This window comes from Roseibium aquae (genome assembly GCF_008711285.1).
GTDB classification, from domain to species: Bacteria; Pseudomonadota; Alphaproteobacteria; order Rhizobiales; family Stappiaceae; genus Roseibium; species Roseibium aquae.
The window spans coordinates 94,835-108,111 of record NZ_VXDC01000003.1 but is presented as its reverse complement, the minus strand read 5'-3'; the positions used below and the strand labels follow the sequence as shown (position 1 = coordinate 108,111).

Sequence of the window (13,277 nt, the reverse complement as noted above, 5' to 3'; positions counted from 1 at the left end):
CCCATGCCATTTGCGCATGCGGCACGAACTGGTTAGGTTGCGCGCCGATTGCGATCTCAGCTCGATTCCGGGCGCTGCCAGCCCATTCAGCTAAATGCGGGAAAGACAACACGCATGTCGGACATTTTTCGTGAAGTCGATGAAGACATTCGCCGTGAAAAGTATCGTCGGCTTTGGGACCGGTTCGGCCCGATGGTCATCGCCGCCGCCGTCCTGATCGTTGCGGGTACCGGCGGGTATCGCGGCTGGCTCTACTGGCAGGAAACAAAAGCCCGGGAGGCCGGAGACCAGTTCCTGGAGGCGGTCAGCGTGGCGGACGCCGGCAATCCGGACCAGGCGTTGGCCATGTTGGAAAGCCTGAACGACGCGACCGGCGGGTATCCGGATCTGGCGCGGCTGCGCATGGCCGCCGAACTGGCACGGACGGACCGCCAAGCCGAGGCGCTCACGCAACTCGATGCGTTCGCGCGCGACACGTCTGTGCCGGAGCCGCTCAGGGCGGTTGCGGCCCTGCGAGCCGGCTTCATCGCGGTGGACACGGAAACATATCCGGCCGTCGCCGATCGGGTTGAACGATTGACCGCGGCCGATAATCCGTTCCGCTCCGCCGCGCGCGAAATCCTGGCGCTCAGCGCCTGGAAGGCGGACGATGTGGATACCGCGCGGCGCTGGATTTCCGCCATTGAAGACGATCCGGAAACCCCGGGCGACACGGCGAGCCGCGTGCGTCTGCTGGCGGGTCTGATCGACGCGCGTCATGGGCCGGACGAGCAAGCTGTGGAAAGCGCTGACGGGGTGAGCCAATGACCGCCCGCGTTCTGACGAAGCGGGTGCGCCCTCTGCTTGCCCTCACGCTTGGAGCGGCCATGCTGACGGGCTGTGGCAGCGTCTCGGAGTTCGCAGACAATGTGAACCCGTTTTCCCGCGAAGATATCCTTTCGGGCGAACGTCAGCCCGTGTTCGATATGGAAGATCCCGCGGCGGTTGCCCAGGCGCGGCCTGCCACGATTGGCGCGGCGAGCGGCGGGCAATCCTGGCCGACGGCCGGGGGCGGTCTTTCCAACGATCCGGGCAATGTCGCGGTTTCGGTGTCGGGGGCCCAGTCGTGGAAAGTGCGGATCGGTGCTTCAGGCGGCGGGATCCGCTCGTCCGCCCTGCGCACCGCCTCGCGGCCAGTGAGCGCGGACGGCCGGATTATCGTCCTGAAGCCGGACGGCGACGTCGTTGCCCTATCCACGGGCGGCAGTCGCTTGTGGAACCGGTCCTTGCGTCCGGAAGGGGAGAACGGTGTCGCGCCGGGTGGCGGTGTCGCCGTGTCCGGCAGCCGGGTTTACGCGGCGACCAGTTTTGGAGAAGTCGTGTCCATGGACGCCGGCTCAGGCCAGGTGGCCTGGCGCGCCGAGTTGTCGGGTCCCGCCCGGAGCGCGCCGGTTGCAGGCGCTGGCCATGTCTTCGTCGTGACCCAATCGAACGAAGTCTATGCCATCAAGGAAGAGGACGGGTCTGTCGCATGGTCCTATATCGGCATTGACGAACCGGCCGGTATCCTGTCGGCGGCGAGCCCTGCCATTTCCGGCGACCGGGTGATCGTCCCGTTCTCCTCCGGCGAAATCATGGCCTTGGGAATCAAGGACGGCGAGCCGATCTGGATTGACGGAGTGACGCGCGGGGTGCGCACACTGGCCCTGTCCGGACTTGCGGATGTCTCCGCAAGTCCCGTGGTGGCCGGCAATATGGTTTACGCGACGGGGGTTGCGGGACGTACGATCGCGGCCTCGCTGCGGAACGGCCAGCGGGAATGGAGCAAGGATATCGGGAGCGTCCATACGCCGGTCGTGTCCGGCAACGCGCTGTTCCTGATCGATCTGGACGACCGGTTGATCGCGCTTGAGCGCACCACCGGAGAAACCCTTTGGAGCACACGCTTGCCGCAACCGGAAAACCGCAAACGCAAGCGGAATTGGGCCGGACCGGTTCTGGCGAACGGGTCTTTGGTGGCGTTGTCCAGCGATGGCTACTTCGTCTCGGTTGACGCAAGGAGCGGAAACGTGAATACCACGTCGAGGGTCAACAGCAAGGTGTATGTGAGCCCGATCGTCGCCGGCGGGCGCCTGGTCGCCCTGGACGGGGACGACGGCGTCGCCGCATTCAACTGACCGGGCGCGAGCCGCCGGGATATCAGGAGTTTTCATTGTGGGCGCCACTGTCGCCATTATCGGACGGCCGAATGTCGGCAAGTCGACCCTGTTCAACCGTCTCGTTGGAAAGCGCCTTGCGCTTGTTGACGATACGCCTGGCGTGACCCGTGACCGGCGGCCCGGAGAGGCGCGGCTGGGGGATCTCAAGTTCACGATCATTGACACCGCGGGTCTCGAGGAGGCCGAGGCCGGTACGCTCGAAGGGCGCATGCGCCGGCAAACGGAAGAAGCGATCCGGGAAGCCGACGCGATCTTGTTTCTGATCGACGCCCGGGCCGGGGTGACCCCCCTGGATGCCCATTTCGCCGATGTGGCGCGGCGGACAACCACGCCCGTCATCCTGATCGCGAACAAGGCCGAAGGCCGCGCCGGGTCCGATGGCCTTTACGAGGCGTACAGCCTGGGGCTGGGCGAGCCGATTGCGGTGTCCGCCGAGCACGGTGAGGGTCTGGCGGATCTCTATGACGCGTTAAAGCCCTATGTGGACGCGATCACAGAAGCCGAGGACGCAAAGCGCGAGGAGGCCCGTACCGCTGTCGATGTGGACGAGGACGGCGAACTGGTCGATGAGGAGGTTCCGGTTGGCACACGGGAGCGTCCGTTGCGTGTGGCCATCGTCGGGCGGCCGAACGCGGGCAAATCCACCCTGATCAACCGGATGCTCGGGGAAGACCGCATGCTGACTGGCCCGGAGGCCGGGATCACGCGCGACTCCATTTCCGTCGACTGGCAATGGCAGGACCGCCATATCAAGTTGTTCGACACCGCCGGGATCCGGCGCAAGGCGCGGGTTCAGGAAAAGCTTGAAAAACTGTCCGTCGCCGATGCGCTCAGGGCGATCAAGTTTGCCGAGGTTGTCGTGGTCACGCTCGATGCGAGCAACGCCTTCGAGAAGCAGGACCTCCAGATCATCGACCTTGTTGCGCGCGAGGGCCGGGCGCTGGTGATTGCCGTGAACAAGTGGGACCTGGTGGAAGACCGTGAGGCTGCCTGGAAACAGATCCGGGATGCCAATGACCGTTATTTCAACCAGATCCGCGGCGTGCGGATCGTGACGCTCTCGGGACTTCAGGGCCAGGGCCTGGACCGGCTCATGGAAAATGTCTTCGAGGCCTATGAGGCCTGGAATGCAAGGGTCTCGACGGCACGGCTCAACCGGTGGCTGGAAAAGGTCACAGTCAATCATCCGCCGCCCGCCGTGGCGGGCCGCCGTATCCGGCTGCGGTATCTGACCCAGCCAAAAACACGCCCGCCTCATTTCGTCGCGTTCTGTTCCCGGCCGGAACAGTTGCCGGAAAGTTACACGCGGTACCTGGTCAACAGCTTGCGGGAAACGTTCGGTATTCCCGGAACCCCCATCCGTTTCAGCTACCGGAAGGGCGAAAACCCTTACGCCGCCAAAAAGAAACGATCGTGATCTTTTTTTGAAGGCCGGTGCCAACAGCGTGGCAGCTGGTCCGCGTGGCCGCAAAGGCGCGGCCATGCTGTTTTGAAGGAGACCTTTATGGCATCGGAGCGCTTGGACTTCGCCTGCGCGTTGGCGCACAAGGCCGGAAATCTGGCCATGGACTATTTCCGCCGCCTGGACACCCTCACCGTGACCGCAAAGGGCCATCAGGATCTGGTTTCGGAAGCCGACCGCGATGTGGAAACCCTGGTTCGCAACGAGATCGCGGCAGCGTTTCCCCACGATGGCATCATCGGCGAGGAACATGGAGTGGTTGCGGGCACCTCCGGCTATACTTGGGTGATCGACCCGATCGATGGAACGGCGAATTTCGTTTCAGGGATCCCGCAATGGTGCGTCATCCTCTCGTGTGTGTCCGAGGAGGATATCGTTCTCGGCGTGATCCGGGATCCTAATGCCGGGGAAACCTTCAAGGCCGGGCTCGGGCAGGGGGCCTATCTCAACGACCGGGCGATTTCGGCGTCCGCGACGCAGTCGCTGGCGCAGGGCTCGGTCGGTGTCGGCTTTAACGGCCGCACCGAAGCGACCGATGCGATCAACGCCATTGGCGCCCTCGTGTCCAAGGGCGGCGTGTTTTTCCGCAATGCGTCCGGCGGTTTGATGCTGGCCTATGCCGCCTCAGGCCGCTTGATCGGGTATGTCGAGGCGCATATGAACGCCTGGGACTGTCTGGCTGGCATGCTGATCGCCAGGGAAGCGGGCAATGGCGTTCTGCCGTTTGATCTGGCCCGAGCGCTCAAGACCGGAACGCGCGTCGTCGTCGGGGCGCCCGGCGTGTTTGAGGACCTCAAGATCATCGCGGAGGCGTCCTTCGCACCGCACGACAGCGATGAGATCGTCGCCTGATACAGAATGTTTGGTTCAGCGGGCGGGGCTCGGTTCAAGCGGGTGCCTCGCGCCGCATATCAGCGCGGGCTCGCCCAGCCACGCGCACACATCCGCCCGGGTAAGCAGCGCGCGAACGGAGCGGTGCCGGTGGTGCCAGGCGGCGTGAAAATCCGGATCAGACCGCTTTCCAGGCGCTGCTCGGACGATGAAAAAGGCTTCCGGTCTGCGTGGTTTCTTTGCCGAGCAGTGGAAGCAGGTCGATGGCTACCTCCGAAGGATGCGGAACGGCGTCCTTGTTTTCACCGGGCATGGCCTTGGCGCGCAGACCGGTCCGCATGGGGCCCGGATCGGCCAGATTGACCCGCACCGCCATCTTTGCGGTTTCAGCGGCATAGGTCCGGACCATGGCTTCCAGGGCGGCTTTGGTTGTTGCGTGAATCCCCCAAAACGGCGTTTGCCCATCGGCGTGGGCATCTGTCAGGAACAGAGCCCGTCCGGCGTCGGACTGGCGCAGAAGCGGATCGAGCGAGCGGATCAGACGCCAGTTGGCTGTGACATTCGTTGCAAGCGCTTCCTCGAACGTTTTCGGCTTGATGTGGCCGACCGGAGAAAGCGTGGCCGTGACAGCCGCATTGCCGATCAGGATATCGAGCTTTTTCCAGCGTTCGAAGATGGCCGCGCCCAGACGGTCAAGGGCGTCGAAATCCTTGAGATCGACGGGAACGAGCGTCGCATCTGGTCCGCCCGCGGCCTTGATCTCGTCATCGAGTTCCTCCAGGCCGCCAACGGTTCGCGCCAGGGCAATCACATGCGCCCCGCGCGCGCCAAGCTGTTTGGCCAGGTGATAGCCCAGCCCCCGCGACGCGCCCGTGACCACGGCGATGCGGCCTTCAAAGTCCTTGTGCATGGAACAGACCTGTTACTGTACTTCGACCAGACGCGGCGGCCGCGCCATGTCATGGTCCTCGGAAAGATCGGTCAACGGGGTGGGATAGTCCCCGGTGAAGCAATGGTCCGTGAACTGCGGAGCCGCATTGTTCCGGCCATCAAAACCCATTGCGCGATAGATCCCGTCGATCGACAGAAAGGCGAGGCTGTCCGCGCCGATGTAGCTTTTCATCTCGTCCAGATTGTATTTGGCAGCGAGAAGTTTTTCGCGCACCGGTGTGTCGATCCCGTAGTAGTCGGAATGCTTGATTGGCGGGCTGGACAGGCGGAAATGAACTTCGCGCGCGCCCGCCTCGCGGATCATCTGGACGATCTTGACCGATGTGGTGCCGCGCACAAGACTGTCATCGACCAGAACCACCCGCTTGCCCTCGATCTGGGAGCGATTGGCGGAATGCTTCAGCTTGACACCGAGGGTCCGGATCGCCTGGGTCGGCTCGATGAAGGTGCGCCCCACATAATGGTTGCGGATGATTCCGAGTTCGAACGGGATACCGCTTTCCTGGCTATAGCCGATGGCAGCCGGGACACCGCTGTCGGGAACCGGCACGACCACATCGGCGTCAACCGTGCTTTCGCGGGCCAGTTCACGGCCGAATTTCTTGCGCACGTCGTAGACGGAACGGCCGCCGAGCACGGAATCGGGCCGCGAGAAATAAACATACTCAAAGATGTCCGGGCGGGCCGGGCGTTTGCCGAAGGGGAAAAAGGATTCGATGCCGCCCGGCGTGCAGACGATCACTTCGCCGTTTTCCACTTCGCGGATGAATGTCGCGCCGATGATGTCGAGCGCGCAGGTTTCCGAGGCCAGGACGGGTGCGCCGTTCAGATCGCCAAGAACCAATGGCCGGATGCCCAGAGGATCCCGGGCCCCGATCAGCTTCTTCGCGGTCAATGCGACCAGGGCGTAGGCCCCCTCCATCTGCCGGATGGCATCGATGAACCGGTCGACGATTTTCTTCTCGCGCGAGCGCGCGAGAAGCTGAAGAACGACCTCTGAATCCGAAGTCGATTGGCAGATGGCACCGTCCATGATCAGCTGTTTGCGCAGGGTCATGGCATTGGTGAAGTGGCCATTGTGGCAGATCGCGATCCCGCCGCCTTCAAGCTCGGCGAATAGGGGCTGCACATTCCGCAGGACCGGTTCACCGCTCGTGGAGTAGCGGACATGGCCGATCGCCGCCCGGCCGCTCAAGCGGTTGATGGTGTCCGCATTGGAAAAATGGTCGCCAACGAGACCAAGATGCCGCTCCGCGCGAAACTGGTCCCGGTCGAAGGTCACGATCCCGGCGGCCTCCTGGCCCCGGTGCTGTAGCGCGTGAAGCCCGAGCGCCGTCAAGGCGCTGGCATCTTCGTGTCCCAATATACCGAAAACACCGCACTCTTCCTTGAGCCGGTCTGCATCCAGATCAAACGGCTCGTCCAATAGGGTCACGCCAGACATGGCGACCTCCTTGTCGGTTATGTCGGCCGGGTTTACCCGGCTCAGAAGCCGGCGTCCAGCTTATTGGTTGGTGCCGGACGTCAATTGATCCAGGGCTTGGCGCTCGGAATCGCTGTAGGCGGTTTCCTCGGGGATCGGGGCGGGGCCGGTGCTTCGCGCGCCCGTGGATTCGCCCTTAAGCCGGTCAAGGATATCCTGTTCCGGATCCTCCGGCAGGACCGAAACCAGCCGCTCGCCGATGGACAGCAGGATGGGCCGGGACTTCGCTTCCAGCACCCATCCAGGCTGTTGTTCCGGTTGGACGAACCAATTGAAGAACATCATCGCCACAACGACCAGAAGCATGCCGCGCACCGCGCCGAACACAAATCCCATCGTGCGGTCCAGCGCGCCGATGCGGCTATCAAGGACGAAATCCGAGATCCGCATGGTGATATAGGACACCACCAGCAGCGTGACCAGGAAGACGGCGGCGACGGACGCGCCGATCGCGACCATTTCGTTGGGGATGTATTGCTGGATGTAGGGCAGGACGCGATCATACAGAAAGAATGCCGCTGCCGCGGCTGCGACCCAGGAGGCGATGGACAGGACTTCGCGGACAAAGCCTCGGATCATGGCCAGAAAGGCCGAAACCAGCATGATGGCGAGAAGGATTCCGTCCAGCAGCGTGATCGGCATCGGTTTCCTTGTTCCTCTTTTTATATCCTGTCCGGACCGAGTGTGCGTCAATCGCTGGGCGATGCGCCAGCCCGGGCCGACAATTTGACGACAAGGTCCCCAAGTTCTGGAAGGCCCGTCACCGAAAAACCTTTGGCTGTCTTGTCCTTGAGGTTTCCATCCGGACAATAGGCCTGTTCGAAGCCCAGTTTCTGGGCCTCCTTCAACCGTGCCGGAGCTTGCGCCACGGGGCGGATCGCGCCCGACAGACTGACCTCGCCGAAATAGACGCAATTGGCGGGAAGGGCAAGTCCGCTCAGCGAGGACACGAGCGCCGCTGCAACCGCCAAATCCGCGCCCGGTTCGTTGATCTTCAGACCGCCGGCCACGTTGAGATAGACATCGTGCTGGGAGAAGCGGACGCCGCAGCGGGCCTCCAGAACAGCCAGGATCATGGACAGGCGCGCGGAATCCCAGCCGATCACGGCGCGCCGCGGAGTTCCCAGCGAAGAAGCGGCCACCAAGGCCTGGATTTCGATCAGCAGCGGCCGCGAGCCTTCCAATCCGGCAAAAACGGCGGCACCCGGCGCATTCGTGGTGCGGTCGCCCAGGAACAAGGCTGATGGATTTGCGACTTGCGCCAGACCCTTGCCGGTCATTTCGAAGACTCCGATCTCGTCGGTCGCGCCAAAGCGGTTCTTCACCGACCGGAGGATCCGGTATTGATGAGCCCCGTCGCCTTCGAAATAGAGGACCGCGTCCACCATATGTTCGACCACGCGTGGGCCCGCGATCTGCCCATCCTTCGTGACGTGTCCGACAAGCACAAGGGTCGTGCCGTTCTTCTTTGCGTATCGCACCATGGCCTGGGCAGACGCCCGTACCTGGGTGACGGTGCCAGGCGGGGAGTCGGCCGTGTCCGTCCAAAGCGTCTGGACCGAATCGAGAATGAGAAGCGCCGGCGCGGGGCCGGCTTCCAGCGTGGCCAGAATGTCCTCGACGCTGGTTTCGGCGGCTAACTGGACCGGAGCTTGGGCAAGGCCCAGACGCTCGGCCCGCAGGCGCACCTGCGCAATGGATTCCTCACCGGAAATGTAGACCGTGGCGTGACCGAGCTGGGCAAGGGCCGCCGCCGCCTGAATCAAGAGCGTGGACTTGCCGATGCCCGGATCGCCGCCGACAAGCAGCGCCGAGCCGCGGACAAATCCCCCTCCGGTCACCCGGTCCAGTTCCGCCACCTTGCTTTCGATGCGGGGAGCTTCCTTGGTCTCGCCGGACAGGCCGACCAGCGGAACGACGCGGCCCTTGGTGCGGGAGCCTCTGCCCGGACCGCCGCCGATCCCGCCCCCGGATTGCTCCTCGACAATGGTGTTCCATTCGCCGCAGGATTCGCAGCGGCCCTGCCACTTGGCGGTCACGGCGCCGCAGGACTGGCAGATGAATTGGGTGGACCGGCGGGCCATGGCGGATCTCAGCGGCTGTCGAGAGGGCCGTAGATCCGTTCGAAACGGCGGCCCAGGCTTGTGAGGTATTCGTAGTCAATGGTCTCGGCATACGCGGCGAGGTCCGAAGCCGCAACATCGGGTCCCAGCATTTCCACAAAGCCGCCGCGCTGAACGAGGGCTTCGGGGACATCCGTGACATCGAGCGTGATCATGTCCATGGATATCCGGCCGAGGATCGGCGCCCTGTATCCTCCGATCATGGCAAAACCGCCCGGACGATCATCGGTCGAGCCGGCCCGGCGCAGGAGGCCGTCGGCATAGCCCGCGGCGACCACGGCATTTCTCAAGGGCCGTTTCGCCGTCTGCTTGGCGCCATATCCGATCGTGTCGCCTTCCGGCACATGGCGCACCATCATGATGCGGGCCTCGACCCTGGCGACGGGGCGCATCGGGTTGGCTTCGGTATCGATGGCCTTGCCGCCGTAGAGCGCGATGCCGGGACGGGCAAGGTCGAAATGAAAGTCCGGCCCCATCAACACGCCGGCCGAATTGGCCAGAGATCGGGGAATGGACGCGTAGGGCGCCGTGAGCGCGGCAAACATGGCTTGCTGGTGCGCGTTCATCGGATGCGCCGGATCGGACCCGCAGGCGAGATGCGACATGATCAGGCTCGGCGCGAAGGCGCTGGTGATGCCGTCATCGCCCATCACTGCTTGGAACTCTTCGCGCGACAGGCCCAGCCTGTGGATACCCGTGTCCAGATGCACCGCTGCCTCGAACGCGCGGCCCTGCGCGTTGCAAAAGGCGGCCCATTCCATCACCTCGGCGTGGCAGCCGAGGACAGGCCGAAGGCGGTGCTGCGCAAAGATTTCCGCCGTGCCAGGAAAAAGACCGTCGAGAACGTAGATGACAGCATCCTGCGGCAAGGTGCGGCGCAGGGCGACCGCCTCGGTGGGCAGAGCGACGAAGAACGTGCGGCAACCTTCGTCATACAACCGTCGGCCGGTTGCATCCTGACCGGTCCCATACGCGTCGGCCTTGATCGTCGCGGCACATTCGCCCCCGGCAACGAGCCGGCTGGAAAGCATGCGCCAGTTCGCGGCGATCGCGTCGAGGTCGATCGTCAGCCGGCCTCCGTAAAGGTTCGTGGATAGGGAAGGAGAGAGGGGATCGGACAATATGCGGAGGCCATCCTGTGATAGGGCAGGGAATCGCCCGCCAGTCTAACGCATTGCCGGGCCGGCGCGCAGCGCCAAAAAACGCGGCCGGTCGGGGCCGTCATCAGTCCATGAACAGGAACTCTATTCCAGCCTCGCCCTCTCGGATCCAGCGGACTTCGCCGTGAAACCGCAGCATCTTGCTGGCAACCTCGATAATGACCCGGTCGTCGTAGGCGAGCCCCTTGGTCTTGGTGGCGACCCGGCAGCCGCCGGCGCTGATGTCTTCGACGATACAATGGCGATGCGTGCTGCCATGCTTCAGCAACGCGGCCCAACTGCACCTGCGGCGGGGAAACTTCCGGGCGTCTGTAAGAAGGGCGGCATCGACGGTCATGAAGCTTTTGGGCGGATCCGAATTCGCGATAAAAATCACCGCGTGAATTTTTATCCGGCAAGTCTTAAGTGCCCGTAAAGCTAAGTGTCATCGCACGCATAAACACTTATCGTGCGTCAAAAAGTCCGCAGCTTCTGGCGTCCGCCCAACCCTCCCAAGGAGACCAGCCAACTCCCGCCAGGCTCCGGACAGCACGGGCCGTTGATGGCCCGCTCACTCGTAGCGTTGGGGAAGATGGTCCTCTTCGGCCAGGTCGGAGAACCGGGTGAATTCACCCTGGAAGTGCAGGTTGGCGGTGCCGGTCGGACCGTGGCGCTGCTTGGCGATGATGACTTCCGCCTTGCCTTTCGCCGCGTTGTGCTTGGCTTCCCACGCCGCGTATTCCGGCGTGTCCGGATCCGGTTCGGTTTTGGAAAGGTAGTATTCCTCACGGTACACGAAGAGCACCACGTCCGCGTCCTGTTCGATCGATCCGGATTCGCGCAGGTCCGACATCTGCGGACGCTTGTCGTCACGGTTTTCCACCTGCCGGGAGAGCTGGGAGAGCGCGATGATCGGAACGTTCAGTTCTTTCGCAAGCGCCTTCAAGCCGGTCGTGATTTCGGTGATTTCTTGCACCCGGTTGCCCTGGTTTTTCGAAGAACCGCTCAGGAGCTGGATATAGTCGACGACCAGAAGGTCCAGGCCTTTTTGCCGTTTGAGACGGCGCGCCTTCGAAACAAGCGAGGCGATGGAGATCCCGCCGGTTTGATCGACATGAAGCGGGACCGTCTGCATGTGCTGGGTGGCGGCAACCAGTTGTTCGAACTCAGCCTCGGTGATGTCGCCGCGCCGGATCTTCGAAGAGGAGATTTCGGTCTGCTCGGAAATGATACGGGTGGCGAGCTGTTCGGCCGACATTTCCAGAGAGAAAAACCCGACAATGCCGCCATTGACCGTCTTGAGGGTTCCGTCGGGCTGCTCCTCGGCCCGGTATGCCTCTGCGACATTGTAGGCAATATTCGTGGCCAGCGATGTCTTTCCCATCGCCGGGCGCCCGGCCAGAACGATCAGATCGGAATGTTGCAGTCCGCCCAGCAGCCGGTCGAGGGCGGTCAGGCCGGTGGAAATGCCGGACAACGCCCCTTCGCGATTGTAGGCCGCGTGTGCCATCTCGATGGTTTGCGCAAGGGCATCGCCGAAACTCACGAAACCGCCGCCGCTGCGGCCGGTTTCCGCCAATTCGAACAGGCGGCGTTCGGCGTCGTCGATCTGCTGCGTCGGAGGCACGTCGATCGGCGCATCGAAAGCGATATTGACCATATCCTCGCCGATCCGGATCAGGTTCCGCCGCAAGGCCAGTTCATAGATGGTCTGGCCATAGTCTTCGGCGTTGATGACCGATGCGGCATCGGCTGCGAGGCGCAGGAGAAATTGGGTCGCCGACAGGTCCGCGATCTGGATATCGGCAGGGTAGAAGGTCTTGAGCGTGATCGGCGAGGCGGTCTTCCCCGCGCGGATCAGCTGGCTGATCTTTTCATAGATGTCCTGGTGCGGGGGGACGAAGAAATGATGCGGCTCGAGAAAATCCGAGACCCGGTAGAATGTCTCATTATTCACCAGGATTGCGCCCAGCAGCTGGCGTTCCGCTTCCGCGTTATGCGGTGCCACCCGTTCCTGAAGCGTTTCCGGTTTCACCGACTGCAAGCTGCCCTTCATTTTTGCCCCCAAAGACCCGATCAGTGATGAACTATCGCCATCTCGGCTCCGGCTTCAAGGTGAGAAACCGCCGAAACACGATTCCCACCGGGCAGTTAAAATCAGTGGGGAAATGATTCATTTTACCTTGACTGGAGAGGTAAATCAGGAATTGCCGTGATTTGTGAGTCTGTCGAAAATAATCAATTTTTTGAGGTGTTTACGAGAATGAAAAGACCGCATTTGACGAAAAGTCCTTGATACTATTGCCAAGTATCGAAAACCTTAGTCGCTTAATTGGTCCATGTCCGCAATTCGATAGCCGGAAAACAAAAAACCGGCGCCGCACCGGCGCCGGTTCCACAGCCGAAACAGGCTGTTCTGACTGGCTCAGACCCGGTCTTCGTCGACCGTGTTGTCGGTTGCCTCGGCCTCGCCTTCACCGTCCTCGAGTTCTTCGTCTTCCTCGAATTCGAAAATATCCTGCTCGGGTGCGCTGAGGTCCTCACCGGCGGCCTGACGGCCTGCCTCGTCTTCGGACCGGGCGACGTTCACGGTGATCTTGACTTCGACTTCCGGGTGCAGCCGGACATCGACGTCATGCAGGCCGATGGTCTTGATAGGCGAGGTCAGTTCGACCTGGTTGCGGGCGACCGTAAAGCCGGCGGCGTCCAGGCCATCGGCGATGTCCCGGGTAGAGACGGAGCCGTATAGCTGGCCGGTTTCGCCGGCGGACCGGATCATGATCAGGCTCTGGCCGTCCAGCTTGGCGGCGACGCCCTCGGCTTCGGTCTTGCGCTCCAGGTTGCGCGCTTCAAGCTGAGCCCGCTCCCGTTCGAAACGCTCCAGATTGGTTTTGTTGGCGCGCAGGGCCTTGCCTTGCGGCAGGAGGAAGTTGCGGGCATAGCCGTCGCGCACGCGCACGGTCTCGCCCATCTGGCCAAGGCGCGGGATGCGCTCCAGAAGAATAACGTCCATCAGAGTTCTCCATACTGTCCCGCCTTGCGGCGGTTAGAGACCGGTTGCGCCGGCCCCAGTGAAATCACCCTGTCCCG

The 13,277-nt window shown here is 62.8% G+C and carries 12 protein-coding genes; 4 read left to right on the top strand and 8 right to left on the bottom strand.

Annotated features, from left to right (window positions below):
• The first annotated feature begins 114 nt into the window (after window positions 1-114).
• The 4 genes from F0184_RS06145 (at window position 115) to F0184_RS06130 (ending at window position 4,512) form a co-directional block, all read left to right on the top strand.
• On the top strand, window positions 115-807 hold the full coding sequence (locus F0184_RS06145; protein ID WP_150495289.1) for a tetratricopeptide repeat protein: 693 nt from the start codon (window positions 115-117) through the stop codon (window positions 805-807).
• A complete protein-coding gene (locus F0184_RS06140) occupies window positions 804-2,156 on the top strand; it encodes an outer membrane protein assembly factor BamB family protein (RefSeq protein WP_150495288.1) in 1,353 nt (450 codons plus the stop codon). The genes F0184_RS06145 and F0184_RS06140 overlap by 4 nt, the downstream gene beginning before the upstream one ends.
• 37 nt (window positions 2,157-2,193) lie before the next feature.
• Complete coding sequence (der, locus tag F0184_RS06135; protein WP_150495287.1) at window positions 2,194-3,615, top strand: ribosome biogenesis GTPase Der; 1,422 nt, start codon at window positions 2,194-2,196, stop codon at window positions 3,613-3,615.
• Window positions 3,616-3,702: 87 nt separating this feature from the next.
• A complete protein-coding gene (locus tag F0184_RS06130) occupies window positions 3,703-4,512 on the top strand; it encodes an inositol monophosphatase family protein (protein ID WP_150495286.1) in 810 nt (269 codons plus the stop codon).
• 157 nt (window positions 4,513-4,669) lie between these two features.
• Here the strand turns inward: F0184_RS06130 and F0184_RS06125 are convergent, their stop codons facing one another.
• The 8 genes from F0184_RS06125 to rplI all read right to left on the bottom strand — a co-directional run bounded on the left by F0184_RS06125 (window position 4,670) and on the right by rplI (window position 13,200).
• The gene (locus F0184_RS06125; RefSeq protein WP_150495285.1) at window positions 4,670-5,401 is read right to left on the bottom strand and encodes an SDR family NAD(P)-dependent oxidoreductase; all 732 of its coding nucleotides are present in this window, start codon (window positions 5,399-5,401) and stop codon (window positions 4,670-4,672) included.
• A gap of 12 nt (window positions 5,402-5,413) precedes the next feature.
• The gene (gene purF / locus F0184_RS06120; RefSeq protein ID WP_150495284.1) at window positions 5,414-6,886 is read right to left on the bottom strand and encodes an amidophosphoribosyltransferase; all 1,473 of its coding nucleotides are present in this window, start codon (window positions 6,884-6,886) and stop codon (window positions 5,414-5,416) included.
• Window positions 6,887-6,946: 60 nt separating this feature from the next.
• The gene (locus F0184_RS06115) at window positions 6,947-7,567 is read right to left on the bottom strand and encodes a CvpA family protein (protein ID WP_150495283.1); all 621 of its coding nucleotides are present in this window, start codon (window positions 7,565-7,567) and stop codon (window positions 6,947-6,949) included.
• A gap of 47 nt (window positions 7,568-7,614) precedes the next feature.
• Complete coding sequence (gene radA / locus F0184_RS06110) at window positions 7,615-9,009, bottom strand: DNA repair protein RadA (protein WP_150495282.1); 1,395 nt, start codon at window positions 9,007-9,009, stop codon at window positions 7,615-7,617.
• Window positions 9,010-9,017: 8 nt separating this feature from the next.
• On the bottom strand, window positions 9,018-10,169 hold the full coding sequence (gene alr / locus F0184_RS06105) for an alanine racemase (RefSeq protein ID WP_244298991.1): 1,152 nt from the start codon (window positions 10,167-10,169) through the stop codon (window positions 9,018-9,020).
• 103 nt (window positions 10,170-10,272) lie between these two features.
• Window positions 10,273-10,545 carry a PilZ domain-containing protein gene (locus tag F0184_RS06100; protein ID WP_150495281.1) on the bottom strand — a complete coding sequence of 91 codons (273 nt, stop codon included), beginning with the start codon at window positions 10,543-10,545 and terminating at the stop codon, window positions 10,273-10,275.
• 213 nt (window positions 10,546-10,758) lie between these two features.
• A complete protein-coding gene (locus tag F0184_RS06095) occupies window positions 10,759-12,243 on the bottom strand; it encodes a replicative DNA helicase (RefSeq protein WP_150495280.1) in 1,485 nt (494 codons plus the stop codon).
• Window positions 12,244-12,612: 369 nt separating this feature from the next.
• Window positions 12,613-13,200: a 50S ribosomal protein L9 gene (rplI, locus tag F0184_RS06090; protein ID WP_150495279.1), complete on the bottom strand. Its 588-nt coding sequence runs from the start codon at window positions 13,198-13,200 to the stop codon at window positions 12,613-12,615.
• Window positions 13,201-13,277 lie beyond the last annotated feature (77 nt).

Coding starts and splice junctions, on each gene's coding strand:
- F0184_RS06100 (WP_150495281.1), bottom strand. CDS start 10,545: ATGACCGTCGATGCCGCCCTTCTTACAGACGCCCGGAAGTTTCCCCGC.
- F0184_RS06140 (WP_150495288.1), top strand. CDS start 804: ATGACCGCCCGCGTTCTGACGAAGCGGGTGCGCCCTCTGCTTGCCCTC.
- F0184_RS06115 (WP_150495283.1), bottom strand. CDS start 7,567: ATGCCGATCACGCTGCTGGACGGAATCCTTCTCGCCATCATGCTGGTT.
- radA (WP_150495282.1), bottom strand. CDS start 9,009: ATGGCCCGCCGGTCCACCCAATTCATCTGCCAGTCCTGCGGCGCCGTG.
- F0184_RS06125 (WP_150495285.1), bottom strand. CDS start 5,401: ATGCACAAGGACTTTGAAGGCCGCATCGCCGTGGTCACGGGCGCGTCG.
- purF (WP_150495284.1), bottom strand. CDS start 6,886: ATGTCTGGCGTGACCCTATTGGACGAGCCGTTTGATCTGGATGCAGAC.
- F0184_RS06130 (WP_150495286.1), top strand. CDS start 3,703: ATGGCATCGGAGCGCTTGGACTTCGCCTGCGCGTTGGCGCACAAGGCC.
- F0184_RS06095 (WP_150495280.1), bottom strand. CDS start 12,243: ATGAAGGGCAGCTTGCAGTCGGTGAAACCGGAAACGCTTCAGGAACGG.
- F0184_RS06145 (WP_150495289.1), top strand. CDS start 115: ATGTCGGACATTTTTCGTGAAGTCGATGAAGACATTCGCCGTGAAAAG.
- rplI (WP_150495279.1), bottom strand. CDS start 13,200: ATGGACGTTATTCTTCTGGAGCGCATCCCGCGCCTTGGCCAGATGGGC.